At 69.8% G+C, this 24,604-nt stretch carries 29 protein-coding genes; 23 read left to right on the top strand and 6 right to left on the bottom strand.

All coding sequences use genetic code 11. The features are described 5' to 3' along the window. The first annotated feature begins 133 nt into the window (after positions 1-133). The 4 genes from purM to H4F98_RS06635 are packed head-to-tail and all read left to right on the top strand — an operon-like array spanning position 134 to position 3,332. The gene (purM, locus tag H4F98_RS06650; RefSeq protein ID WP_182686410.1) at positions 134-1,153 is read left to right on the top strand and encodes a phosphoribosylformylglycinamidine cyclo-ligase; all 1,020 of its coding nucleotides are present in this window, start codon (positions 134-136) and stop codon (positions 1,151-1,153) included. Between the two features lie 4 nt (positions 1,154-1,157). Next, complete coding sequence (gene purN / locus H4F98_RS06645) at positions 1,158-1,823, top strand: phosphoribosylglycinamide formyltransferase (protein ID WP_182686088.1); 666 nt, start codon at positions 1,158-1,160, stop codon at positions 1,821-1,823. Positions 1,824-1,832: 9 nt separating this feature from the next. Then, positions 1,833-2,627, top strand: coding sequence for a DUF3108 domain-containing protein (locus H4F98_RS06640; protein ID WP_182686086.1), 795 nt, complete (start codon positions 1,833-1,835; stop codon positions 2,625-2,627). Continuing rightward, positions 2,628-3,332 carry a DUF3108 domain-containing protein gene (locus H4F98_RS06635; protein ID WP_182686084.1) on the top strand — a complete coding sequence of 235 codons (705 nt, stop codon included), beginning with the start codon at positions 2,628-2,630 and terminating at the stop codon, positions 3,330-3,332. Between the two features lie 40 nt (positions 3,333-3,372). On the opposite strand, the gene murA is transcribed toward H4F98_RS06635, so the two are convergent. Both murA and H4F98_RS06625 read right to left on the bottom strand, forming a co-directional pair. Continuing rightward, the gene (gene murA / locus H4F98_RS06630; RefSeq protein WP_182686082.1) at positions 3,373-4,629 is read right to left on the bottom strand and encodes a UDP-N-acetylglucosamine 1-carboxyvinyltransferase; all 1,257 of its coding nucleotides are present in this window, start codon (positions 4,627-4,629) and stop codon (positions 3,373-3,375) included. Positions 4,630-4,657: 28 nt separating this feature from the next. Beyond that, the gene (locus H4F98_RS06625; RefSeq protein WP_141517706.1) at positions 4,658-4,888 is read right to left on the bottom strand and encodes a BolA family protein; all 231 of its coding nucleotides are present in this window, start codon (positions 4,886-4,888) and stop codon (positions 4,658-4,660) included. A gap of 168 nt (positions 4,889-5,056) precedes the next feature. Here H4F98_RS06625 and H4F98_RS06620 point away from each other — a divergent pair, with 168 nt between their 5' ends. The 15 genes from H4F98_RS06620 to H4F98_RS06550 all read left to right on the top strand — a co-directional run bounded on the left by H4F98_RS06620 (position 5,057) and on the right by H4F98_RS06550 (position 17,921). Continuing rightward, entirely contained in the window at positions 5,057-6,070 is a 1,014-nt protein-coding gene (locus H4F98_RS06620) for a KpsF/GutQ family sugar-phosphate isomerase (RefSeq protein WP_182686080.1), read from the top strand. Positions 6,071-6,185: 115 nt separating this feature from the next. After that, entirely contained in the window at positions 6,186-6,764 is a 579-nt protein-coding gene (locus tag H4F98_RS06615) for a KdsC family phosphatase (protein ID WP_182686078.1), read from the top strand. Beyond that, on the top strand, positions 6,761-7,327 hold the full coding sequence (gene lptC / locus H4F98_RS06610; protein WP_182686076.1) for an LPS export ABC transporter periplasmic protein LptC: 567 nt from the start codon (positions 6,761-6,763) through the stop codon (positions 7,325-7,327). The genes H4F98_RS06615 and lptC overlap by 4 nt, the downstream gene beginning before the upstream one ends. Then, positions 7,308-7,856 carry a lipopolysaccharide transport periplasmic protein LptA gene (gene lptA, locus H4F98_RS06605; RefSeq protein WP_182686074.1) on the top strand — a complete coding sequence of 183 codons (549 nt, stop codon included), beginning with the start codon at positions 7,308-7,310 and terminating at the stop codon, positions 7,854-7,856. The genes lptC and lptA overlap by 20 nt, the downstream gene beginning before the upstream one ends. After that, complete coding sequence (lptB, locus tag H4F98_RS06600; protein ID WP_141517711.1) at positions 7,856-8,575, top strand: LPS export ABC transporter ATP-binding protein; 720 nt, start codon at positions 7,856-7,858, stop codon at positions 8,573-8,575. The genes lptA and lptB overlap by 1 nt, the downstream gene beginning before the upstream one ends. Positions 8,576-8,695: 120 nt before the next feature. Continuing rightward, on the top strand, positions 8,696-10,111 hold the full coding sequence (locus tag H4F98_RS06595) for an RNA polymerase factor sigma-54 (protein ID WP_182686072.1): 1,416 nt from the start codon (positions 8,696-8,698) through the stop codon (positions 10,109-10,111). A gap of 137 nt (positions 10,112-10,248) precedes the next feature. Next, positions 10,249-10,578 carry a ribosome hibernation-promoting factor, HPF/YfiA family gene (gene hpf, locus H4F98_RS06590; protein ID WP_182686070.1) on the top strand — a complete coding sequence of 110 codons (330 nt, stop codon included), beginning with the start codon at positions 10,249-10,251 and terminating at the stop codon, positions 10,576-10,578. A 5-nt stretch (positions 10,579-10,583) separates the two neighbouring features. Continuing rightward, complete coding sequence (locus tag H4F98_RS06585) at positions 10,584-11,060, top strand: PTS sugar transporter subunit IIA (protein WP_182686068.1); 477 nt, start codon at positions 10,584-10,586, stop codon at positions 11,058-11,060. 42 nt (positions 11,061-11,102) lie between these two features. Then, entirely contained in the window at positions 11,103-12,053 is a 951-nt protein-coding gene (gene hprK / locus H4F98_RS06580) for an HPr(Ser) kinase/phosphatase (protein ID WP_182686066.1), read from the top strand. A gap of 8 nt (positions 12,054-12,061) precedes the next feature. Continuing rightward, positions 12,062-12,964, top strand: coding sequence for an RNase adapter RapZ (gene rapZ, locus H4F98_RS06575; protein ID WP_182686064.1), 903 nt, complete (start codon positions 12,062-12,064; stop codon positions 12,962-12,964). A 71-nt stretch (positions 12,965-13,035) separates the two neighbouring features. After that, positions 13,036-13,428, top strand: a complete 393-nt coding sequence (locus tag H4F98_RS06570; RefSeq protein WP_182686062.1) for a PTS sugar transporter subunit IIA — start codon at positions 13,036-13,038, stop codon at positions 13,426-13,428. A 22-nt stretch (positions 13,429-13,450) separates the two neighbouring features. Then, the gene (locus H4F98_RS06565; RefSeq protein ID WP_141517717.1) at positions 13,451-13,720 is read left to right on the top strand and encodes an HPr family phosphocarrier protein; all 270 of its coding nucleotides are present in this window, start codon (positions 13,451-13,453) and stop codon (positions 13,718-13,720) included. Positions 13,721-13,732: 12 nt separating this feature from the next. Continuing rightward, complete coding sequence (gene ptsP / locus H4F98_RS06560) at positions 13,733-15,457, top strand: phosphoenolpyruvate--protein phosphotransferase (RefSeq protein ID WP_182686060.1); 1,725 nt, start codon at positions 13,733-13,735, stop codon at positions 15,455-15,457. Between the two features lie 156 nt (positions 15,458-15,613). After that, the gene (gene mgtE, locus H4F98_RS06555) at positions 15,614-16,975 is read left to right on the top strand and encodes a magnesium transporter (protein ID WP_182686058.1); all 1,362 of its coding nucleotides are present in this window, start codon (positions 15,614-15,616) and stop codon (positions 16,973-16,975) included. 97 nt (positions 16,976-17,072) lie between these two features. Next, positions 17,073-17,921, top strand: coding sequence for a carboxylesterase family protein (locus tag H4F98_RS06550; protein ID WP_182686057.1), 849 nt, complete (start codon positions 17,073-17,075; stop codon positions 17,919-17,921). A gap of 40 nt (positions 17,922-17,961) precedes the next feature. Here the strand turns inward: H4F98_RS06550 and H4F98_RS06545 are convergent, their stop codons facing one another. The 3 genes from H4F98_RS06545 to H4F98_RS06535 are packed head-to-tail and all read right to left on the bottom strand — an operon-like array spanning position 17,962 to position 20,033. After that, on the bottom strand, positions 17,962-18,909 hold the full coding sequence (locus H4F98_RS06545; RefSeq protein WP_182686055.1) for an aspartate carbamoyltransferase catalytic subunit: 948 nt from the start codon (positions 18,907-18,909) through the stop codon (positions 17,962-17,964). A gap of 46 nt (positions 18,910-18,955) precedes the next feature. Next, a complete protein-coding gene (gene ruvX / locus H4F98_RS06540; RefSeq protein ID WP_182686053.1) occupies positions 18,956-19,414 on the bottom strand; it encodes a Holliday junction resolvase RuvX in 459 nt (152 codons plus the stop codon). Between the two features lie 52 nt (positions 19,415-19,466). After that, complete coding sequence (locus tag H4F98_RS06535; RefSeq protein ID WP_182686051.1) at positions 19,467-20,033, bottom strand: YqgE/AlgH family protein; 567 nt, start codon at positions 20,031-20,033, stop codon at positions 19,467-19,469. 142 nt (positions 20,034-20,175) lie between these two features. Between H4F98_RS06535 and H4F98_RS06530 the strand changes: the two genes are divergently transcribed. The 4 genes from H4F98_RS06530 to H4F98_RS06515 are packed head-to-tail and all read left to right on the top strand — an operon-like array spanning position 20,176 to position 23,403. Next, positions 20,176-22,002 carry a sensor histidine kinase gene (locus tag H4F98_RS06530; RefSeq protein WP_182686049.1) on the top strand — a complete coding sequence of 609 codons (1,827 nt, stop codon included), beginning with the start codon at positions 20,176-20,178 and terminating at the stop codon, positions 22,000-22,002. Beyond that, positions 21,999-22,436, top strand: a complete 438-nt coding sequence (locus H4F98_RS06525) for a response regulator (protein WP_182686047.1) — start codon at positions 21,999-22,001, stop codon at positions 22,434-22,436. The genes H4F98_RS06530 and H4F98_RS06525 overlap by 4 nt, the downstream gene beginning before the upstream one ends. 2 nt (positions 22,437-22,438) lie before the next feature. Beyond that, on the top strand, positions 22,439-22,837 hold the full coding sequence (locus tag H4F98_RS06520; RefSeq protein WP_170218544.1) for a response regulator: 399 nt from the start codon (positions 22,439-22,441) through the stop codon (positions 22,835-22,837). Continuing rightward, positions 22,834-23,403 carry a DNA-3-methyladenine glycosylase I gene (locus H4F98_RS06515; protein WP_182686045.1) on the top strand — a complete coding sequence of 190 codons (570 nt, stop codon included), beginning with the start codon at positions 22,834-22,836 and terminating at the stop codon, positions 23,401-23,403. Before H4F98_RS06520 ends, H4F98_RS06515 begins: the two co-directional genes overlap by 4 nt. 1,062 nt (positions 23,404-24,465) lie before the next feature. Here the strand turns inward: H4F98_RS06515 and H4F98_RS06510 are convergent. Beyond that, on the bottom strand, positions 24,466-24,604 hold a 139-nt coding region (locus tag H4F98_RS06510), incomplete at its 5' end, for an integrase core domain-containing protein (RefSeq protein WP_182686044.1).

Below are 24,604 nucleotides of genomic sequence, written 5' to 3'. Positions count from 1 at the left end.
CCGGCGCGCGATCGCAGGCGGGATGATCGGGTACGGGCTCGACGGGAGGAACGACGGATCGGGCCGCCATGGCTGCTAAAATGTCCCATTCCCCGCCGTCGAAGCACTGCCCGTGACCAGCCCCCAAACCCCGCTGACCTACCGTGACGCCGGCGTCGACATCGACGCGGGCAATGAACTCGTCGAACGCATCAAGCCCCTGGTCAAGCGCAGCTTCCGCCCCGAGGTGATGGGTGGACTGGGCGGCTTCGGCGCCCTGTTCGACCTGTCGGCCAAGTACAAGGAACCGGTCCTGGTCTCGGGCACCGACGGCGTCGGCACCAAGCTCAAGCTGGCCCAGCAGCTCGGCCGCCACGACAGCATCGGAATCGACCTGGTCGCGATGTGCGTGAACGACGTGCTCGTGCAGGGCGCCGAGCCCTTGTTCTTCCTCGACTACTTCGCCACCGGCAAGCTCGACATCGACACCGCCGCCGCGGTCGTGGGCGGCATCGCCCAGGGCTGCGAGGCATCGGGCTGCGCGCTGATCGGCGGCGAGACCGCGGAGATGCCGGACATGTATGCGCCGGGCGAATACGACCTGGCGGGCTTCTGCGTCGCGGGCGTGGAGAAGTCCCGGCTGCTCGACGGCGGCCGCAGCCGCGAGGGCGACCTGCTGATCGGCATCGCCTCCAGTGGCCCGCACTCCAACGGCTATTCGCTGGTCCGCCGCATCTACGACCGTGCCGGCCAGCCGGGCGATCACGTCCTGGCCGACGGCACCCGCCTCGCCGACGCGCTGATGGCCCCGACCCGGCTGTACGTGAAGCCGGTGCTGGCGCTGCTGGCCGCCCACGACATCCACGCCATGTCGCACATCACCGGCGGCGGCCTGACCGAGAACATCATCCGCGTGATCCCCGGGGGCCTGGGCCTGGAGATCGACGCCGCCAGCTGGCCGCAACCCCCGGTCTTCGAGTGGCTGCAGCGCGAAGGCGCCGTCGCCGACGAGGAAATGTGGCGCACCTTCAACTGCGGCATCGGCTTCGTCCTCGTCGTCGACCCCGCCGACGCGCCCGCGATCGAGGCCGACCTGGAGCGGATGGCGCTGCCGAACTGGCGCATCGGCCGCGTCGTGGCCGCCGCGGACGACGCCCGCGTCAAGATCGGCTGAACGGATGCGCCGCATCGCCGTACTGGCCTCCGGCCGCGGCAGCAACCTGCAGGTGCTCGTCGACGCCATCGCCGACGGCCGCCTGGACGGCGAGCTGGTCGGCGTGTTCTCCGATCGCGCCAGGGCCGGCGCACTTCAGCGCGCACGCGACGCCGGGATCCCGGCGTGCTCGCTGCGACCGCGCGACTTCGAGTCGCGACGGGCCTTCGACGAAGCGCTGTTCAGCCTGGTCGACGGCGTTCAGCCCGACCTCATCGTCTGTGCCGGATATATGCGACTGTTGGATTCCAACGTCGTCGAGGCGCGTCCCGGTCGCATGATCAACATCCATCCATCGCTGCTGCCGGCCTTCAAGGGCCTGCACACCCACCAGCAGGCGCTGGATGCCGGGGTGCCGGTGCACGGCGCCAGCGTGCACGTGGTCACCGCGGAACTGGACGGCGGCCCGGTCATCGCCCAGGCCCGCGTGCCCGTCCAGGCGGGCGACGATGCCGATCGCCTCGCGGCCCGCGTGCTGGAACGCGAGCATCCGTTGCTGCTGGCCACGGTGGACGCGCTGTTGCGGGGCCGCATCACCCTTTCGGGACCGCGACCCTGCGTCGACGGGGGCCCCATGCACGCGCCCTTGCAGTTGGGTGCCGACAATACGCTGCATGTCCCGACGGCCTGACAGGTGCCCATGATCCGCTCCACCCTGCCCCTCCTCCTGCTGCTGGGCATGCTCGGTACCTCCGACGCGGCCGCGCAGGATCCCAGCGTCGGCGAAGGCCTCCCGGAGGCGTCCTCGGCGCTGGAAGCCGAAGCCGCGCCCCCGCTGGCGCCCTTCCAGGCGCGTTACGAAGTCCTCGCCGGGGGCAAGGCGCTCGGCGAAGCCACCTTGCAACTGACGCCGTTGGCCAGCCACCGCTGGCGCGTCGACCTGGACATGGGCGGTCGCGGCCTGTTCCGCCTGGCCGGCATCAACGCCGAGCAGAGCACCGTCTTCGAGGACACGGCCTCGGGCTTCCTGCCCCTCAGCCAGGGGACGGTCCGCAAGACCCTGTTCAGCCGCAAGCAGACCACCGGCACCTACGATTGGTCCCGACGCAGCGCGACATGGACCGGCGACATCAAGGAGAGCCGCGAGCGCCCGGTCCCGCTGGAACCGGGGGACATGAGCGGCCTGCTGATCAACCTGGCGGTGATCCGCGACGCCCGGCCCGGCGCGACCCTGCATTACCGCTACGTCGACAACGGCCGCGCCAAGCCCCACGTCTACCGCGTCGCGGACGACATGGAGGGCGTCGAGGTGGGCGACCTCAGCTACAACGCCATGCGCGTGACCCGCTCGCCCGAGACCGGCGACGCGCAGGACGACGAAGAAACCGTGATCTGGGTCGCCCACGGCGTACCGACCCCGGTCCGCATGCTCCAGCGCGAGGACGGCGAAGACAAGTACGACTTGCGACTGGTGGACTACACAGGAGTGCAGTAGATGAACGTTGCATCGAAGATCCGGAACACCCTGTCGAAGGCACCGGTGCTGGTGCTCGGTACCGCACTGGCGCTGGCCGTGCTGCCGGCACGGGCCATCGAACCCTTCACCGCCGACTACAAGGCCAGCTACATGGGCATGGAGGCCAATGGCCAGATGACCCTCGCGCGCGAGGGCGAAGGGCGCTGGCGCTATAGCCTGAACGTGCGCAATGCGCTGGCCGACCTCAGCCAGATCACCGTGTTCGAGGTCAGCGGCGACCAGTGGCGCCCGCTGAGCAGCAACGACACCAACAAGGTGCTGGTCAAACGCAGCCAGAAGACCGCGACCTACGACTGGGCCGCTGGCGAGGCGCGCTGGAGCGGCGACGTCAAGCCCGACCGCGCCGGCCCCATCGCGCTCAAGGCGGGCGACCTCGACGCACTGCTCATCAACCTCGCCCTGGTCCGCGACGTGGCCGCGGGCAAGCCGTTGAAGTACCGCATGGTCGACGACGGCCGGATCAAGCAGCTCGACTACCGCAACGCCGGCACCGAGACGATCACCGTCGACGGCCGGCGCCACCAGGCCACCAAGGTCGTGGGCAACGACGGTCGCCGCGAAACCACGGCCTGGATCGTCGAGGGCATGCAGGTACCGGCACGCATCGTCCAGAAGGACAAGGACGGCGACGCGCTCGAACTCACGATGCAGGCGATCCGCTGACGCAAGTGGCCGCCCGGGCGGCGGCCACGACGCCTTCGGCTCAGTCGATCCGGCGGATCACCGCGCCCAGTCCCGACAGCTTCTCCTCGATGTTCTCGTAGCCGCGGTCCAGGTGGTAGATGCGGTCGATCGTGGTCTCGCCATCGGCGACGAGGCCGGCCAGGATCAGCGACGCCGAGGCGCGCAGGTCGGTCGCCATCACCGGCGCGCCGCTGAGCCGTTCCACCCCGCGCACCACCGCCGTGTGCCCGTCCACGCGGATGTCCGCGCCCAGGCGCAGCAGTTCGTTGACGTGCATGAAGCGGTTCTCGAAGATCGTTTCGTTGATCACGCCCACGCCGTCGGCGATGCAGTTGAGCGCCATGAACTGCGCCTGCATGTCGGTCGGGAACGCGGGGTGCGGCGCGGTGGTGATGTTGACCGCCTTCGGCCTGCGCCCCCCCATGTCCAGGGTGATCGAATCGCCCTCGACCTCGATCGCGGCACCGGCCTGCTTGAGCTTGTCGAGCACGGCATCCATGGTGTCTGGCCGCGCACGGCGCACCACCACGCGTCCACCGGTCATCGCCGCGGCCACCAGGAAGGTGCCGGTCTCGATGCGATCGGGCACCACCGAATGCCGCCCCCCATGGAGCGACGGCACGCCCTCCACCACGATCCGGTTGCTGCCCGCGCCCTGGATCCGCGCGCCCATGGCCTGCAGGCATTCGGCCAGGTCGACGATCTCCGGCTCCATGGCCGCGTTCTCCAGCACCGTGGTGCCTTCGGCGAGCGTGGCCGCCATGAGCACGTTCTCGGTGGCGCCGACACTGACCATGTCGAAAACGAAGCGCGCACCCTTCAGGCGCTCGGCCCGGGCCTTGATGAAACCGTTCTCGACGCTGATCTCCGCGCCCAGGGCCTGCAGGCCCTTGATGTGCAGGTCCACCGGCCGCGAGCCGATCGCGCAGCCTCCGGGCAGCGAGACTTCGGCGTGGCCATGGCGCGCCAGCAGCGGGCCGAGCACCAGCACCGAAGCACGCATGGTCTTCACCAGCTCGTAGGACGCCACCTGGCTGTGGACCGTGGTCGGGTCGACCGTGATGCCGTAGTGCTCGTCGATGGTGATCCCCGCGCCCAGCTCGCCCAGCAGCTTCACCGTGGTGACCACGTCGTGCAGGTGCGGCACGTTGCTGATCTCGACCGGCCCGTCGGCCAGCAGGGTGGCGCACAAGATGGGCAGGACGGCGTTCTTGGCGCCGGAAATCTGGACTTCGCCAGTGAGCGGACGGCCGCCCTGGACAACGATTTTCTGCATCGGGGTTCCGGTTCGGGGAAGCGCCGCCTCAGGCGGCTTCTTCGGGGGTCAGGGTCTTCAGCGCGAGGGCGTGGATCTCGCCGCCCATGCGGTCGCCGAGGGTGGCATAGACGAGGCGGTGCCGGGCCAGCGGCAGCTTGCCGCGGAAGGCCTCGGCCACGACGGTCGCCTCGAAGTGCACGCCGTCGTCGCCGCGGACGTCGGCGCGCGCGCCGGGCAGGCCCTGCTCGATCAAAGACTGGATGGTGCTGGGATCCACTGGAATTCCTTGGCTGGGCCCCCCCGCGGGCGCCGGCAGCGCGCGCATGGCGAAGCGATCGCCGGGGTGGGCATTGGGGTGTAAGGCAGGCAATTCGATGGCGAAGCGCCTAGAATCGTCGGATTAGCGTAGCCCAAACCCCCTCGGCCATAAATGGCAATCTCCTGAATGGCAGCCCATCCCGCTTCCCCGCCCGGTGCCCGCACCGCCTCCGCTTCCGCGCTCGCCGCCTCGGGGCGCCGGGTCTTCGAGATCGAGGGCCAGGCCCTGGCCGCGGTCGGTGAACGGGTCGGCGACGCGTTCGCGCGGGCCTGCCAGCTGATGCTCGAAGCCCCCGGCCGCGTGGTCTGCACCGGCATGGGGAAGTCCGGGCACGTGGCCCGCAAGATCGCCGCGACGCTGGCGTCGACCGGGACCCCGGCGTTCTTCATGCACCCCGGCGAAGCCGGCCATGGCGACCTGGGCATGGTGACCGACGCCGACGTGGTGCTGGCGCTGTCGAACTCGGGCGAAAGCGATGAAGTGCTGATGCTCCTGCCCGTCCTCAAGCGCCAGGGCAACCGCGTAGTCGCGATGACCGGCCGGCCCGATTCCACGCTGGCACGCGAGTCCGACGTCCACCTGGACGTGACCGTGCCCGCCGAAGCCTGCCCGCTCGACCTGGCGCCGACGTCCAGCACCACCGCCGCGCTGGCGATGGGCGACGCCCTGGCGGTGGCCCTGCTCGAGGCGCGCGGTTTCACCGCGGATGACTTCGCCCGCTCGCACCCGGCCGGCTCCCTGGGTCGTCGCCTGCTGCTGCACATCACCGACGTGATGCATGCGGGCGACCAGGTGCCGCGGATAGGACCGGACGCGACCATCAGCGAGGCGCTGGTGGAGATGAGCAGCAAGCGCCTGGGCATGACGGCGATCGTCGACGGTGACGGACGCCTGTTGGGCCTGTACACCGACGGCGACCTGCGCCGCAGCCTCGACGATGCCGCGGTCGACCTGCGCGTCACCACGATCGGCCAGGTGATGACCCGCTCGCCCAGGACCATCGGCGCGGACGCCCTGGCGGTGGAGGCCGCGCAGTTGATGGAGACCCACAAGATCAGCGGCCTGCTCGTCGTCGACGCGGACGGCATCGTCGTCGGCGCGCTGAACATTCATGACCTGTTGCGCGCGCGGGTGGTTTAAGTGCGGTGATGGGTGATTCGTGATGGGGGATTGGAAGAAACACGCTTCCGCCCGCCTGACGCTGAATCGCCCTCCACGAATCACCCATCACCCATCACGAGTCACCCACAACCCGATGCCCTATTCGCACCTCAACGACTATCCCGCCGACATCCGCCAGCGCGCCGCACGCGTCCGCCTGGCCTGTTTCGACGTGGACGGCACGCTGACCGACGGCCGCCTGATGTTCGACAGCGAGGGCCGCGAGATCAAGGCCTTCCATGTCCACGACGGCATGGGCCTGGTGATGCTGCGCAAGGCCGGCCTGGCCGTCGCCTTCGTCACCGCGCGCGCCAGCAGCATCGCCGAGCGCCGCGCGGCCGAGCTCGGCCTGGAGGCCCACACCCGGGTAGCCGACAAGCTGGCCTGCGTGGAGGGCATCGCCGGGCGCCTGGGCATCGGCCTGGACGAGGTCGCCTTCATGGGCGACGACCTGCCCGACCTCAAGGTGATGCCGCACGTCGGCTTTTCCGCCGCTCCGGCCAATGCCCATCCCTGGACCCGGGAGCGCGTGCACTGGCGCACGCGTGCCTGCGGCGGCGACGGCGCGGTGCGCGAGTTCTGCGACCTGCTGCTGGCAGCGCAGGGGCACGCCGAGGCCCTGCTGGCCGACATCGCAGGCGGCGGCGCGGCCGCCGACGGGACCCGCGCATGAGCTGGCGCACCCTCGCCACCCTGGCCCTGCTCGGCGGTGCACTGCTGACCGGCTGGATGCTGTGGAGCCAGCGCCACCCGGCCGCCGCGCCCGGCACCAGCGACAGCCCGCCGGACTACATCCTCAACGATTTCGAACTGATCGCCCTCGACGCCGACGGACGCGAGTCCTTCACCCTGCGCGCGCCGCGGCTGGAACGCGACCCCGACAGCCGGACGATGGACATCACCACGCCCCTTTTCATCATCCCGGCCCGGGAGGGCAGCCAGGCGGGCGCGTGGGAGGTCAGGTCGCGGACCGGCTGGGTCAGCGCCGAAGGCGACGAGATCCGCCTGCGCGGCGAAGTCCGGGCCGACAGCCAGGACGCCAGCGGCAGGCCCACCCGTATCGCCACTGAACGGCTGGATGTCTTCCCGGAAGACAAGCGGGCGCAATCCCCGGTTAAAGTTAAGGTTACGCGTCCAGGCCTCACAATGAACGGGCATCACCTGGTGGCCGACCTCGAAGGCAACCGGATCACCCTCAAGGACACCCGATCCCGATATGAAAACACCGCCCGCTAGCCCCGCCGCGCCACTCCTGGTGGCCCTGCTGCTGGTCGCCGCGCCGGCCAGCGCGCTGGCGCGCTCGTCCGACCGCAACAAGCCAATGGACATCGCGGCCAACACCACCAACTACGTCACCGACGAGAGCGAGCCGTCCGTGCTCAGCGGCAACGTGGTCATCACCCAGGGCACGCTGGACATCCGATCCAGCAAGGCCGAGGTGACCTCGCGCGACAGCGAACCCACCCGCGTGGTCCTGACCGGCAGCCCCGCCCGGCTCAAGCAGGAGATGGACGACGGCAGCCCCTTCAGCGCCGACGCCAGCCGCATCGACTACGACCTCACCAGCGACATCGTGACCCTGACCGGCGACGTCGTGGTCAAGCAGCGCGGCAACACCATGAACGGCCCGCGCGTGGTCTACAACATGAAGACCGGGCGCGTGCAGGCCTCGGGTTCCGAGTCCGACGGCGGCCGCGTGCGCATGCGCCTGGTGCCCAGGACCGCGCCCGCCTCGCCGGCCCGGGACGGGGCGGAGGGCGGCTGATGCTGGTCGCCAAGGGCCTGCGCAAGGCCTACCGTTCGCGCGAGGTCGTCAAGGACTTCGGCCTGACCCTCGACGCCGGGGAAGTCGTCGGCCTGCTCGGTCCCAATGGTGCCGGCAAGACCACCTGCTTCTACATGATCGTGGGCCTGGTCCCCGCCGACGCCGGGCAGATCGTGCTCGACGGCAAGGACATCACCGCCGAGCCCATGTACGCCCGCGCGAAGTTCGGCGTCGGCTACCTGCCGCAGGAACCCTCGGTGTTCCGCAAGCTCAACGTGGCCGACAACATCCGCCTGGTCCTGGAACTGCGTCCGGACCTGGACAAGGCCGGCCGCGAGCGCGAACTGGCCAGCCTGATGGACGAGTTGCAGGTGACCCACGTCGCCGACCAGCTTGGCGCCAGCCTTTCGGGCGGTGAGCGCCGCCGGGTCGAGATCGCCCGCGCGTTGGCCGCCCGCCCCCGCCTGATGCTGCTCGACGAACCCTTCGCGGGCGTCGATCCGATCTCGGTCGGGGAGATCCAGCGGATCGTGAGCCACCTCAAGAATCGGGGCATCGGCGTACTCATCACCGACCACAACGTGCGCGAGACCTTGGGAATCTGCGACCGCGCGTATATCCTCAACGAAGGTGGCGTGCTCGCGCAGGGGGCTCCGGACGCGCTGCTGGCCAATCCGGATGTGCGCCGCGTGTACCTCGGGGATACATTCCGTCTTTGACGCTGGATGGCCGGAACCGCCCCGGACCCCGAGCATCGCGCCCGGGCCGCCGGGTCGCCCGGCTGCCGTGCCGGAAGGGCCGTTCCGCCGCTTCCGACTGGCCATGCATCGCGATAGGACATGAAACCGCGCCTCCAAGCTTCCCTGGGACAGAACCTGGTCATGACGCCGCAACTGCGTCAGGCCATCCGCCTGTTGCAGCTCTCGGCGACCGAACTCGAGCTTGAACTGGTTGAGGCGGTGGAGAGCAATCCGCTGCTGGACTGGACCGAAAGCAGCATCAGTGCCAGCCAGGAGGCGCCCGTCGAAGGCAATGGCAGCTCCCCCGGCGAGGCCCTGTCCGAAGGCCCCGAGGACTGGGGCCCCACCGATGGCGAGCCCTGGTACGAACGCATCGGGCCGGCCGACAACAGCCTCGCCGACACCATGGCCGAGCAGGTCGTCGACGACGACACCCTGCATGACCACCTGCTCTGGCAGCTTCACCTCAGCCCGCTCTCCCCGCGCGACCGCAGCATCGGCGCGACGCTGATCGAGGCAATCGAGGAAGACGGCTACCTGCGCGAGCCGCTGTCGGCCATCATCGACTCGCTGGGGCCGGCCATCCAGGCCAGCGAGGACGAGATCGTCGCGGTCCTGCACACCATCCAGCGCTTCGACCCGGTCGGCGTCGGCGCGCGCGATCTCGGCGAATGCCTGCGCCTGCAGCTGCAACCGCTGTCGGACGACACGCCGGGAAAGGCCCTGGCCCACACCCTCGCCAACGGGCCGCTGCAGAAGCTCGCCAAGGTCGGCGTGAAGGGCCTGGCCAGCGAGATGAGGCTGGACCCGGACGAGGTCGAGCTGGCCGTACAGCTGCTGCGCACGCTCGACCCCCGCCCGGGCTCGCAGATCGGCGCGACCGACCACGACACCTACGTCGCGCCCGACGTCGTCATCTGGCGCCAGCATGGCCTGTGGCGGGTCAGCCTGGCCGACAGCATGCGTCCGCGGATCACCATCCACCGCGGCTACGAAGGCATGATCCGCGGCGCCAACGCCGCCGACGCCAGCTACCTGCGCGGCCACCTGCAGGAGGCGCGCTGGCTGCTCAAGAGCCTGGAGGCCCGGGGCGAGACCCTGCTCAAGGTCGCCCAGTGCCTGATCAAACAGCAGGCCGGTTTCCTGGAATTCGGCGACAGCGCCCTGCGTCCGCTGACCCTGCGCGAGGTCGCCGCGGAGATCGGCATGCACGAATCGACCGTCTCGCGCGCGATCTCGCGCAAGTACGCCCGCACGCCGCGTGGAACCGTTCCCCTGCGGGCGTTCTTCGCCTCGGGGGTGAGCAACGACAGCGGGGGCGAGTCATCCAGCACCGCCATCCAGGCCATGATCCGCCAGCTGATCGACGCCGAGGACCCGCGCAAGCCCTTGTCCGATGCCCGCCTGGCCGCCTCGCTCAAGTCCACCGGGGTCCCGGTGGCGCGCCGCACCGTCGCCAAGTACCGCGAGGCGATGAACATCCCCTCCTCGCAGGATCGCGTCAGGATCGGCTGAACACGCGGGCCCGGCGGCAGCACCGGGGCCGCATGAACGGGCACGGGCAGGCGGCCTGCGTGCATCGACACTCGCAATTCCCCCCGATCGTGCGATGCTGTAGCCACTACTCCCCAGTGATGAACAGGAGGTCAGCGATGCGTATCGAAACCCACGGCCAACAGATCGACGTGACACCGGCCCTGCGCGACTACGTGGAGACCAAACTGGCCCGACTGGAGCGCCACTACGAGCAGCCCCTGGACATCAAGGCGCAGCTCAGCCTGGACAAGCCCGACCACCGCGCGGAGGCGACCCTCAGCATCGCCGGGCGCACCCTGCATGCCGATGCCAATGCCGTCGACATGTACGCGGCCATCGACCTGCTGGCCGACAAGCTCGACCGCCTGCTGATGAAGCACAAGGAGAAGATGGTCGACCACCACCGCGGCGAGAGCCTCGCCCGCACCGGTGAGTTCAACCTCTAGACCGCATGCCTTTCCGACCGCTGCTCGCCCCCGGCCGCGTCGTCCTGGTCGACGCCGCGACGCCGGCGTCCAACCGCGCGGAGGTGCTCGACCTCGCCGCCCGGCTGCTCGCCGGCCACGGCGGCCTCCAGGCTCGCCAGGTCCACGAGCTGCTGGTCCAGCGCGAGACGCTGGCCAGCACCGGGATCGGCTTCGGGATCGCGATCCCGCACGCGCGCATCCCCGACCTGGCGGAGGACACCGGCGTGTTCCTGCGCCTGCCCCGGGGCGTGGACTTCGGCGCCGCCGACGGCCTCGAGGTCGACCTGGTGTTCGCCATGGCGGTGTCGGAGGCCAACGTGCAGTCCCACCTGCGCCGGCTGGCGGCGATCGCGGACCGGCTGGGCAACCCGGCGTTCTGCGCCTCGCTGCGCGCCGCCGGGGACGAGACCGCCCTGGCGACCTTGTTGCTGGATGCGGACCACTACCAGTCGGCGGCGTGACGTGGGACGCTGGGCATTGAACGGGCAACGGGGGAATCGCGGGTGAATGCCAGCATCAGTGCGGCCGAACTCTTCGAGCAGCAGCGCGAAAGGCTGGACCTGCGCTGGATCGCCGGGGAAACCGGCGGCGAGCGCATGCTCGAGGCCGTCCAGACCGTCGCGCGCCGCCCCTCGCTGGCGGGCTACCTCAACACGATCTACCCCAACAAGGTGCAGATCCTGGGGACCGAGGAGCTGACCTGGCTCGATGGCCTCGACTCGCGCCAGCGCTGGGAGACGATCGAGAAGATCATGCAGTACCGCCCGCTGGCGATGGTGATCAGCAAGCAGCAGCACTGCCCGGAGGACCTGCGCGACGCGGCCGAGGAGTCCGGCACGCCCCTGTGGGTCTCGCCACGGCGCGGCCACGAACTGCTCAACCTCATGCAGTACCACCTGGCCCGCACGCTGGCGCCACGCGTGACGCTGCATGGCGTGTTCATGGAAATCTATTCGATCGGGGTACTGATCACCGGCGAGTCGGGCTCGGGCAAGAGCGAACTCGCGCTGGAGCTGGTCACGCGCGGCCACCGCCTGGTCGCCGACGACGCGCCGGAGTTCACCCAGATCGCCCCGGACGTGCTCGACGGCACCTGCCCGGACATGCTCCAGGACCTGCTGGAGGTGCGCGGCCTGGGCGTGCTGAACATCCGCGAGATGTTCGGCGACACCGCGATCAAGAGCAACAAGTACCTGCGCCTGGTGGTCCACCTCACCAAGCCGATGCAGGACCCCCTGCCCGCCGGGATCGAGCGCCTGACCGGCGACAGCGGCACCCGCCGCATCCTCGACCTGGACGTCCCTACGATAACCCTGCCCGTCATGCCCGGCCGCAACCTCGCGGTCCTGGCAGAGGCCGCCACGCGCCTGCACAGCCTGCGCATGAAGGGCATGGACCCGGCCGCGGCCTTCATCGCGCGGCACAGCAACTTCCTCGAGAGGGGCGACTCGTGAGCGCCGGCATGGACAGTCCACCCCCCGGGAACGCCGGCGGCAACGGCAACCCGGCGCTGGTGATCGTCAGCGGCATGTCCGGCTCCGGCAAGTCGGTCGCGCTCAAGACCCTGGAGGACCTGGGCTACTACTGCGTCGACAACCTGCCGGCCGACCTGCTCGCCAGTTTCGTCAAGAGCGTCAAGAACGACGACGGCGCGCCGCCCAAGCTGGCGGTGGCGATCGACGTGCGCAACCGCCACAACGACCTCAGCCACATGGCCAACTGGCTGGCCGAAGTCGGCCGGCTCGGCTTCGATCCCCGCCTGGTCTACTTCGAGAGCCGCGACGACGTGCTGCTGCGGCGCTATGCCGATACGCGGCGGCGGCACCCGCTCAGCCGCCTGGGACTGTCGCTGGGCGACGCGATCGCGCTCGAACGCCAGGTGTCCCGCCCGCTGCGGCGCCTGGCCGACACCGTCGTCGATACCAGCGAGATGAACGTCCACCAGTTGCGCCGGCACATCATCACCGAGTTCGGCCTGGGCAGCGACAACACCGTCTCGCTGCTGTTCGAGTCCTTCGCCTACCGCCACGGTGTCCCCGCCGACGCCGATTTCGTGTTCGACGCGCGCGGCCTGCCCAACCCGCACTGGGATGCCAGCCTGCGCCCCCTGTCGGGTCGCGACGGCGCCATCCGCGAATACCTCGAGCAGCAGCCCGAGGTGATGCAGTACGTCGGGCAGGTGGGCGAGTTCCTCGACACCTGGCTGCCGCGCATGACCCGCGACACCACCCGCAGCTACGTCACCGTGGCCTTCGGCTGCAGCGGCGGCCGCCACCGGTCGGTCTACCTGGCCGAGAAGATGGGCGAGCGCGCCCGCGCCGGGGGTTGGGACGAAGTCGCCGTGCACCATCGCGAACTCGACTGAACGGTCGTTGGGGCCGCCAGGCGCGGCTTTCCGGCTACCGGCGTGTCACCCGGCTCTGCTAAGTTGTCTCCATGAGCGTCGGCATCCTACTCGTGACCCATGAAGGCATCGGCAGCGCATTGCTGGCGGTGGCCACCCGCCTGCTCAGCGCGCTGCCGCTGAAGGCGGAGGCCTTCGAAGTGCCGTTCGACGCCGACCCCGACGCCATCCTGCCCCAGGCCAGCGCGGCCCTGCGGCGTGTGGACGGTGGCCACGGGGTGCTGGTCCTGACCGACCTGTACGGCGCCACCCCGAGCAACCTGGCCGCCCGGGTCGCCCACCTGGGCACGCCGGTGCGCCGGGTGTCCTCGCTGAACCTGCCCATGCTGCTGAGGGTGATGAACTACGCGGAGCTCGAACTGGACGAACTGCCGGCGATCGCTTCCGCTGGCGCACGCAACGGTGTCATATTGGACGATGCCTGAAGACGGCCCGAGGAAATCCCCCATGATCGAACGCGAACTGACCGTCTCCAACCGCCTGGGCCTGCATGCCCGGGCCACCGCCAAGCTGGTCCAGGTGCTCTCGGCCTACCGCAGCAGCGCGACCCTGACCGCCAAGGGCCGCGAGGTGAATGCCAAGAGCATCATGGGCGTGATGCTGCTCGCCGCCGGGCAGGGCACGCCGGTGAAGCTGCGCGTGAACGGCGACGACGAAACCGCGGCCACCGACGCGATCGTCGCCCTGTTCGACCGTCGCTTCGACGAAGACAGCTGAGGACGGGGCTGGATGCGGCAGGAGTTCAACGGCAACGGAGCCTCGCGCGGAAGCGTGCTGGGCCGGGCCCGCGTCCGCCTGCCGCATGCGCTGGAAGTCGATGAAGAGCTGATCCCCACCGAGGCCGTCGAAGGCGAGCTCGACCGCATCCACGCCGCCATCGACGCCGTCCGCAGCGAGATGCAGGAACTGCGCGAGCGCCTGCACGGCGCGCTGGCCCACGAGGTCGGCGAGTTCCTGGACCTGCATACCCTGCTGCTGGACGACCCGGAACTGCTGCAGGGCCTGGATGCCCTCATCCGCACCGGCCACTATTCGGCCGACTACGCATTGCGCCTGCAGCGCGACCGCATCGCCGCCGTCTTCCAGGAAATGGACGACGCGTACTTCCGCAGCCGCATCGAGGACATCGACCAGGTCATCGGCCGCATCCACGCCGCCCTGCACCGGCGCGAGGGCGAGCTGCAGGGCGTCGCCGGGGAGATCCTGGTGACGGACGCGGTCGCCCCGGCGGAGATCGCGCAACTCCAGGCCCAGGGCGTGATGGCGATCGTGACCGCCTCCGGCAGCCACCTCTCGCACAGCGCCATCCTCGCGCGCAGCCTGCACCTGCCGCTCGTGGTCGGCACGCCGAACGTGCTGCAGAAGATCAACGACGGCGACACCCTGATGATCGACGGCGCCACCGGCCTGGTGGTGCTCGAACCCAATGCCGACGACCTGCGCGGGCATCGCGCGCGCGTCCGCGAACAAAAGCGCGAACGCAAGCAGCTGCATCGCCTGCGGCGCGAGCCCACGCGCACCGTCGACGGCGTCGACATCAAGCTGTACGCCAACGCCGAGTCGCGCGAGGACGTCGCCGAGGCGCATTCGCTGGGATCGGCCGGCATCGGCCTGTACCGCACCGAGTTCCTGTTCCTGCAGCGCAGCGAGCTGCCCGACGAAGAAGAGCAGTTCCGCGCCTATCGCGACGTCGTCCTGGGCATGACCGGCCGCACGGTCACCATCCGCACCGTCGACCTGGGCGCGGACAAGGCCGACCGCACCGGCCTGGCCCTGCGCGACGAGCCCAATCCCGCCCTGGGCCTGCGCGGCGTGCGCCTGTCGCTGGCGCGACCGGAGGTCATGGAGACCCAGTTGCGCGCCCTGCTGCGTGCGTCCGGCTACGGGCCGCTGCGCATCCTGCTGCCGATGGTCAGCAGCCGCGAGGAGATCCTCGGCGTGCGCCGGCACCTGGAACGCATCGCCGGGGAACTGCGGGCGGAAGGCCACATGATCGCCGACCACGTGCAGGTGGGCGCGATGATCGAGGTCCCGGCGGCGGCGATCGCCCTGGGCAGCTTCATCAACGACGTCGACTTCCTCTCCATCGGCACCAACGACCTGGTCCAGTACCTGCTGGCGGCCGACCGCATCAACGAAGCGCTGGGCGAGCTGTACACGCCGCTGCACCCGGCGGTGGTCAGGCTCATGCGCGACGTGATCCGGCTGGCGCAGGCGCGCGACGTGCCGGTGTCGGTCTGCGGCGAGATGGCCGGCGACCCAAGCTTCGCGCCCCTGTTGCTGGCGCTGGGATTGATGGAGTTCAGCCTGCACCCGGGCACCCTGCTTGAGCTGCGGCAGACCATTCGCCGCCATGACCTGGGCGTGCTGCGCGCACGCGCCGCCACCTTGCTCCGCGCACGCGATCGACCCGCCATCGAACGCTGGCTGGCAGCCTGCACGCCCGCCGACTGAACGCATCCACGGCCTGCCGGGGTGTGCAGGTCCATCCGCAACAGCGATAATGCCGCGCGGGCGCCAGGGACGCGCCGCCCGATGATGTGACCCACCGCGAAGCCCGCCCCCGGTCGGATACCCCTGCGGTTCCGTCTGCCCCACCCGGAGCACTGCATGGCCGAAGCCGTCCGCCACGACAAGACCGCACGCCAGCTGCGCCTGCTTTCGGACGCGCTGGACAGCGGGCGGCTGGGGCCGGTCAAGCGCCTGGTCAACACCTTGTCGCCGGCCGAGATCGGCAACCTGCTCGAGTCGCTGCCGCCGGCCAAGCGCACGGTGGTCTGGGGGCTGGTCGATCCCGAGGACGACGGCGAGGTGCTGGTCCATGTCGGCGACGAGGTCCGCGAAAGCCTGCTGGCGGAGATGGACCCGGACGAGATCGTCGCCGCGGTCGAAGACCTCGACATCGACGACCTCGCCGACCTGGCCGAGGACCTGCCCGACACGGTCATCGACGAAGTGCTCAAGTCGATGGACCGCGAGAACCGCGAGCGCCTGGAACAGGTGCTGTCCTATCCCGAGGACACCGCCGGCCGCCTGATGAACCCGGACGTGGTGACGGTGCGCGCCGACACCACGGTCGACGTCGTCCTGCGCTACCTGCGCCTGCGCGGCGAACTGCCCGAGCACACCGACCACCTGTACGTGGTCAGCCGCCGCCACCAGTACCTGGGTCGCATCGCGCTGGCGTCGCTGCTGACCTGCGAACCCACCGACCCGATCAACCGCCTGATCGACGACGAACAGCCGGCGATCGACGTGGACGAGTCCGACGACGAAGTCGCCCGCCAGTTCTCCGACCACGACTGGCTCAGCGCGCCCGTCGTCGACGACGGCAACGTGCTGCTGGGCCGCATCACCATCGACGACGTGGTCGACATCATCCGCGACCGCGCCGAGCACCAGGCGCTCGGCGCCGCCGGCCTGGACGAGGACGAGGACCTCTTCAGTCCCATCCGGCGCGCGATGCGCCGGCGCCTGATCTGGTTGACGATCAACCTGGGGACGGCCTTCCTCGCGGCCAGCGTGGTCGGCCAGTTCGAGATGACGATCGAGAAGATCGTCGCGCTGGCCGTGCTGATGCCCATCGTCGCCGGCATGGGCGGCAATGCCGGCACCCAGGTGCTGGCGCTGATGATCCGCGGCCTTGCGCTGGGCCAGGTCGGCTCGTCCAACGCCGGCGTGCTGCTGTGGAAGGAAGTGCGCCTGGCCCTGCTCAACGGCCTGTCGCTGGGCCTGCTGCTGGGCGTGATCGTCTGGTTCTGGTTCGGCGATCCCAAGCTGTCGGCGGTCATCGCAACCGCGCTGACCCTCAACCTGCTGTTCGCCGCCACCGCCGGCGTGCTGGTGCCGCTGACCCTGAAGCGGCTCGGCTTCGATCCCGCGCTGGCGAGCAGTATCTTCCTGACCACGGTCACCGACGTGCTGGGCTTCTTCACCTTCCTGGGCCTGGCAACGCTGATCCTGGTGCGCTGAGCAGGCGCCGCCCGGCGCCGTGACGTGACGGCCGCCGCGCGACAGCCCGCGGTGGCGATGTCATGCTGGTACTCCCACAGGCCCACCGGTAGACGCCATGGAACGTCCAGGGATCGCGCAACGACTCGTCGCCGCATTCGCCACCGTGCTGGCGCTGTCCGGATGCGCGGGCATGCGCGCCGCGGCCGACACCGGCTTCGTGACCCGCACCGTCGAGATCGACGGCGCTCGCCGCAGCTACCAGGTCTTCGTGCCGTCGGCGGTCGCGCGCCGCGAATCCGCGCCGGTGATCCTGTTCCTGCACGGCTCGGGCGAACGCGGCGATGACGGGCGCACGCCGACCCTGGTCGGGCTGGGACCGTACGTCCGCGCCCATGCCGCGGACTTCCCCGCGATCGTGGTCTTCCCGCAGGTGCCCGACGGGCAGGAGTGGCAGGGCGCCAATGTCCGCGCCGCGCTGGCCGCACTGGACGCGGCGACCCGCGAATTCAACGGCGACCCCGACCGGACCTACCTGACCGGGCTGTCGATGGGCGGCTATGGCGTGTGGGAGATCGCGCTGGCCGAACCCGGCCGTTTCGCCGCGCTGGTGCCCGTGTGCGGCGCGGTCCGGCGGATCCGTCCGGAACGCGACCTGCAGGTCACCGCCGTCGCCGGCGAGGCCGACCCATACGCCGCGATCGCGACGCGGCTGTCCCGCGTGCCGGTATGGATTTTCCATGGCGCGAAGGACGACGTGGTCCCCACCCACGACGACCGCATGCTGGCGCGGGCCTTCGACGAGGTCAGCACCGCCGACGCGCGCTACACCGAGTTCCCCGACGCCGACCACAATGCCTGGGACGCGACCTACGCCGGGACGCCGGCCTTGTGGCCCTGGCTGTTCGCCCAGCGCCTCGAGCGCAACGAAGCCGACGCCACGAGCGCGGGTATCACCCGGCCCTGAAGCGGCCGATCGCCGGGGCTTGCGGCCCGGCCCGCGGCCGTCAGCGCGCGCCGAGCAGGGCTTCCAGGACCGCCATGCGCACCGCCACGCCATTGCCGACCTGGCGCAGGACCCGCGACTGCGGACCGTCGGCGACCTCATCGGTGATCTCGACGCCGCGGTTCATCGGCCCGGGGTGCATCACGATCGCGTCCGGCGCCGCGCGTGCGAGGCGGGCGACTGTCAGGCCGTAGTCGCGGTGGTAGTCCTCCAGCGAGTCGACCAGCCCGTCCTCCATGCGCTCGCGCTGAAGGCGCAGCATCATCACCGCGTCCACGCCCGCCAGCGACGCGTCGAAGTCGCCCGACACCGCGCAGCCGTCCAACGTGCCATCGTCGGGCAACAGCGCCTTTGGGCCGCAGACGCGGATCTCGCCCGCGCCCAGCGCGCGCAACGCATGCAGGTCGGAGCGGGCGACGCGCGAATGCCTCACGTCGCCGACCACCAGCACCTTCAGGTGGGAGAAGTCCGGGCCCTTGGCCTGACGCAGGGTGAGCATGTCGAGCAGGCCCTGGGTGGGGTGGGCACTGCGCCCGTCGCCGGCGTTGACCACGGCGGTACCCGGCGCGGCGGCGGCGGCCAGCGCGGCGACCGCACCGTCCTCTTTGTGTCGGACCACGAAGCCGCGCACGCCCATCGCTTCGATGGTGCGCAGCGTGTCGAGCGCGGTCTCGCCCTTGCTGGTGGACGATGTGGAGGCGTCGAAGTTCAGCACGTCCGCGCCCAACCGCTGCGCGGCGAGCTGAAAGCTCAGGCGGGTGCGGGTGGACGGCTCGAAGAACAGCGTGCAGATCGCGATGCCGGCCAGCGCCTGGCGCGCATCGTGGCCCTCGGCGAAGTACTGCGCGCGGTCGAGCAGCGCGGTCATGCGTGCGGCGGGCATGTCGTGCAGGCCGATGAGGTGCTGCGAGGCGTCGGCGGCCGGGGTGCCGGGGCGTGGGGCGTTCATGCGGTAGGGGTCGGGATGGCGGGGAAGGAAGCGGGAGGCGACGGGCTCATTCCAGCGGCGGCAGCTCGACCGCGTCGTCGGGCGCGGCCAGCCAGCGTTCGATGATGACTGCCGCGGCCATGGCATCGAGCACTTCGGCGTCGCGACGGCGGCGGCGGCCCTCGGCGCGGTCGCCAGCGAAGCGCTGCGCCGCCTCGATCGAGCTCGAGCGCTCGTCCACCAGCGCCACCGGCAGCCGGTAGCGGGCCTGCAGCTCGCGGGCGAAGGCATGCGCCTGCTTGCGGATCGGCTGGTCGCCGCCGTCGAGGGTCATCGGGTCGCCGACGACGAAGCCATTGGGCAGCCACTCCTTGCGCAACCGGTCGATCGCGGTCCAGTCGGGCCCATGGCCATGCATGTCGACCACCGCCAGCGCGCGGGCGCCATGGCCGAAGGCGCTGCCGACGGCGACGCCGATGCGACGGCCGCCGACATCGAAGCCCAGCACCGTGCCGTCGCGCCTCATCGCCGCGCGCTCATCGTCCGTGCCTCGTGGCGGCCGTGGTCACCGTGGGTCCTCAGGCGTGCCCGGCGTAATCGGCCAGGTGCGCGAAGTCCACGCCGATGCGACCCGCCGCGGCCTGCCAACGGGCATCCAGCGGCAGGGCGAACAGCAGCTCCGCGTCCGAAGGCGCGGTCAACCAGTCGTTCTCGCCCAGTTCCTGCTCCAGCTGGCCCGCGCTCCAGCCGGCGCAGCCCAGCGCCACCATGGCGTGCGCGGGGCCCTCGCCCCGGGCCATGGCCTCGAGGATGTCGCGCGAGGTGGTCAGGTACAGGCCGTCGGTGATCATCAGGGTCGAGTCCCACTGCATGCCGCCGTCGTGGAGCACGAAGCCGCGCTCGGGGTGGACCGGGCCGCCGGCGAGCACGGCCTGGCCGCGCAGGCGGTCGCTGCCGCCCTCCACGCCCATCTGGCCGAACACCTCGCCCAGGGTGTACTCGGAGGCCCGGTTGACGATGATGCCCATCGCGCCGTCGGTGTCGTGCTGGCAGACCAGGGCCACGCAGCGCGAGAAATTGGTGTCCGCCAGCGATGGCAGGGCGATCAGGAGCTGGTTGGCGAGGGGCGTGGTGGGCTCTGGCATGGGCCCATTCTATCGCGCCGCCGCGGCCTGGCATCCATTGAAATACCGCCTCGCGCGGGGGATGATGGGGGACGGATCCGGGGGGAGTCGACTGTGGGTCGCCCTGTCCGTGCCCTTTTCCATGGCGGCCCGGCAGGATCCGATGCCCTTTGACTTCGTCGACAACTGGTCGCGCTGGCGCTTGCCGGTACTCGTCTTCGCGGTCCTGCTGATCGTGGTGGCGCCGTTCCTGTTGCTTCGCGATGCGCACCAGGACAACGTCTCGGCGGTGGGCCTGGCCAACCACACGCGCGAAGTCGAGAACACCGTCCAGTCGCTTGCCTATGAAATGCGCAGCCTGGAGTCGGCCACGCTGTCGCTGGTGGCCGGGCTCGACAGCGAAGAGAGCCTCGACGGCGATCTGCTGAAGCAGCGCCTGCAGGAGGGCACCGAGAATATCCGCCAACTCAGCGCGCACCTGCAGACCCTGACCCGCGACAACCCCGACCAGCAGGTACGCGTGGGCGAGCTCAACGTGATGATCCGCCAGCGCCTGGAGATCACCGAGAGCATCCTCCAGGAGCCTTCGGTGGCACGCCAGCGAAGCGAAACCGCCGCGATGATCTCGCGATTCCCCATCCGCGAACTCGCCCAGTCGATGATGGACGAGGAGTCGCGCCTGCTCGCGCTGCGCGACGCCCGCGCCGAGGCAATGCAACGCAGGACCAACGCATTGTTCTGGGCGGCGATGATCGGACAGCTTGTCCTGCTCGGGCTGCTGAGCTTCTTCTCCCAGCGCCAGGCGCGCCAGCGCCTGCAGGCCGAGAACGCCGCCAGTCGCGCCAGCGCCCGCGCGCTGACGGTGCTGCAGAGCGTGCGCGAGCCGATCGCGCTGACCGACAGCCATCAGGCGATCATCATGCACAACCTCGCCTTCGCCGAGATGTATGGCGTCGAGGGCGACGAAGCCCTGGGGCAGCCGCTGGAGGCGATCGGCAACGGCGCCTGGCGACATGCCGAGCTGCTGCAGCGCCTGCGCGACGTCCTCGCCCGCGACCGCGAGCTGTGGGACTTCGAACTGGCCCAGCAGACCGAGGACGGCAGCGAGCGCGTGATGCTGGTGAACGCCCGGCGCATGCCCCTGCCCGACCGCGAGGATGAAGTCGCCCTGCTGACGGTCAGCGACGTGACCACCCAGAAGTCCTCCGAGCGGCAGATCCGCGAGCTGAACCGTCAGCTGGCCGGCAAGGTCGACCAGGTCTCCGACGTCAATCGCGAGCTGGAAGCCTTCAGCTACTCGGTGTCGCACGACCTGCGCGCGCCGCTGCGGCACATCGCCGGCTTCGCCGACAAGCTGGGCCGGCAGTTGGGCGACGAGGCCGACGAGAAGAGCCTGCACTACCTGGACGTCATCGCGAAGTCGGCGCGACGCATGTCCTCGCTGATCGACGACCTGCTGGTCTACTCGCGCCTGGGCCGCAACGCCATGCGCCTGCAGGCGGTGGACATGCAGTCGATGGTCGACGAGACCCGCGCCATCCTCGACGCCAACCTGCACAACGACGCCCCCGGCCGCCACGTCGAATGGCGCATCGGCCCGATGCCGATCCTGGTCGCCGACGAGAACATGATGCGCCAGGTCTGGCTCAACCTGCTGGGCAACGCCGTCAAGTACAGCGCCAACCGCGACCCGGCGGTCATCGAGGTCGAGTACCACCAGGACGAGGAAGGCCGCCACCAGTTCAGCGTGCGCGACAACGGCGCTGGCTTCGACATGCGCTACGCCGGCAAGCTGTTCGGCGTGTTCCAGCGCATGCACAAGGCCAGCGACTACCCCGGCACCGGCATCGGCCTGGCCAGCGTCCGCCGCGTCCTGACCCGCCACGGCGGCACCGTCAGCGCCGACGCGCGACCCGACGAAGGCGCCACCTTCACCTTCACCCTTCCAGCATCGCTGGACCAACCGGCCAACAACGAGCCCACGACATGAGCAAACTCCGCACCATCCTGCTGGCCGAAGACAGCCCCGCCGATGCCGAAATGGCCATCGACGCCCTGCGCGAGGCCCACCTGGCCAACCCCATCGTCCACGTCGAGGACGGCGTCGAGGCCATGGATTACCTGTTGCGCCGCGGCCAGTTCGCCGACCGCGGCGGCGAGGACCCGGCGGTCCTGCTGCTCGACATCAAGATGCCGCGCATGGATGGCCTGGAAGTCCTGCAGCAGTTGCGCGCCGATGAGCACCTCAAGCGGATGCCGGTGGTGATCCTGTCTTCGTCCCGCGAGGAAAGCGACCTGGCCCGCAGCTGGGACCTGGGCGTCAACGCCTACGTGGTCAAGCCGGTCGACGTCGACCAGTTCTTCGACGCGGTGCAGGCGCTGGGCAAGTTCTGGGCCGTGTTCAACGAGATCCCCGAGGTCTGAGCTTGAACCTGTCCGGCGAAGACGGCGGCCCGCTCAGGCTGCTGTTGATCGAAGACTCGGCCGACGACGCCGAGTTGACCACCCTGGAACTCGCCGACGCCGGCATCGAGTTCCACTACGTGCGCGTGCAGGACGAGCATGCGCTGCTGCGCGCACTGGACGACTTCAATCCCCAGTGCGTGCTGTCGGACCTCAACCTGCCTGGCTTTTCCGGCGAGCAGGCGCTGGAGCTGGTCCGCACGCACGCGCCCCGCGTGCCCTTCGTGTACGTGTCCGACGGCTGGCTCGACGACCTGCCCGCCCACCGCCCCGGCGGCCTGGCCCCGGCCGATGCGCAACTGCCGAAGTCCGAGCTCCAGCTCCTGCCCGGCCTGCTGGCCGAACTGCTGCAGCCGCGATGAGCGGCTATTGCGACATCGCCCCCGGGCACCCGCTCCACGGCCCCTACCACGACACCGAATACGGCTTCCCGCAGCGCGAGGAACACGTGCTGTTCGAGCGGCTGCTGCTGGAGATCAACCAGGCCGGCCTGAGCTGGGAAACCATCCTGCGCAAGCGCGAGGGCTTCCGCAGCGCCTACGGCGGCTTCGACGTCGACATCGTGGCCGCCTACGGCGAGCGCGATCGCGCCCGCCTGCTGGCCGACGCCGGCATCATCCGCAACCGCCTGAAGGTCGACGCCGCCATCCACAATGCCGGCGTCATCCAGCGCCTGCGCGACAGCCATGGCGGCTTCGCCGAATGGCTCGACGCGCATGCCGCCGACGGCGGCCGCGCCCGCGACAAGGCCGCCTGGGTCAAGCTGTTCAAGCAGACCTTCCGTTTCACCGGCGGCGAGATCACCGGCGAGTTCCTCATGAGCCTGGGCTACCTGCCCGGCGCCCACCGCCCCGACTGCCCGGTGATGCAGCGCATCGCCCGTCTGCATCCGGGGCTGCCTTCGGTGGTGGGGGCTCGTAATTCGTAATTCGTAATTCGTAATTCGTAATTCGTAATTCGTAATTCGTAATTCGTAATTCGTAATTCGTAATTCGTGATTCGTGATTCGTGATTCGGGATTGGGGATTGGGGATTGGGGATTGGGGATTGGGGATTGGGGATTGGGGATTGGGGATTGGGGATTGGGGATTGGGGATTGGGGATTGGGGATTGGGGATTGGGGATTGGGGATTCGGAATTCGAGGCGAGGCGGCTATGCGGGACCCCACGCAACTTGCCGTCATCCCAGCGAACGCTGGGATCCAGCCTTTGCCCTTCCCCCGCCTCCCCCCTTGGGTTGGTCCGAGCGTAGCCCGGGTAAGCGCAGCGCACCCGGGGTCTCTTGCCGGCCCGCGCGTACCGCATGCCCCTCGCCCGCTGCGGCACACAGTGCGACCGCCGCCACACGTCGCCCCACTCGCGCCCCTGCATGGTGCGCGATGGCCGACCCGACGGGCACTCCCCGGCCGTGCCTCGCTTGCCCGTTCTACCTTGTCGAGCGAACACAAAAAATCCCGAGGACCCTCGCAACTTGCCGTCATCCCAGCGAACGCTGGGATCCAGCCTTTGCCCTTCTCCCGCCCCTCCCTTGGGTTGGTCCGAGCGTAGCCCGTTCGTAGCCCGGGTAAGCGCAGCGCACCCGGGGTCTCTTGCCGGTCCGCGCGTCCCGCATGCCCCTCGCCCGCTGCGGCATACAGTGCGACCGCCCCCACACGTCGTCCCACTCGCGCCCCTGCATGGTGCGCGATGGCCGACCAGACGGGCACTCCCCGGCCGTGCCTCGCTTGCCCGTTCTACCTTGTCGCGCGAGCACAAAAAATCCCGAGGACCATCGCAACTTGCCGTCATCCCAGCGAACGCTGGGATCCAGCCTTTGCCCTTCTCCCGCCCCTCCCTTGGCTTGGTCCGAGCGCAGCCCCGTAGCCCGGGTAAGCGCAGCGCACCCGGGGTCTCTTGCCGGTCCGCGCGTCCCGCATGCCCCTCGCCCGCTGCGGCATACAGTGCGACCGCCCCGACGTCGACGTCCCCCCGCCTTCAGTAGCAAGGCGGTTTAGAGTCCGGAATCAATCGTAGCGGATGCCAGCTGGCTGGCGTAGTCGCTCGGGGTCAGTCCGCCGAGCACCTTCTTGGGTCGCTCCTCGTTGTACTCGCGGCGCCAGGTTTCGATGACGGTTCTGGCATGCAGCAGG

This window comes from Marilutibacter spongiae, from assembly GCF_014145325.1.
Lineage (GTDB): Bacteria > Pseudomonadota > Gammaproteobacteria > Xanthomonadales > Xanthomonadaceae > Marilutibacter > Marilutibacter spongiae.
Note: the sequence above shows the minus strand (reverse complement) of the source record. Positions and strands in the feature narration are given on the sequence as shown.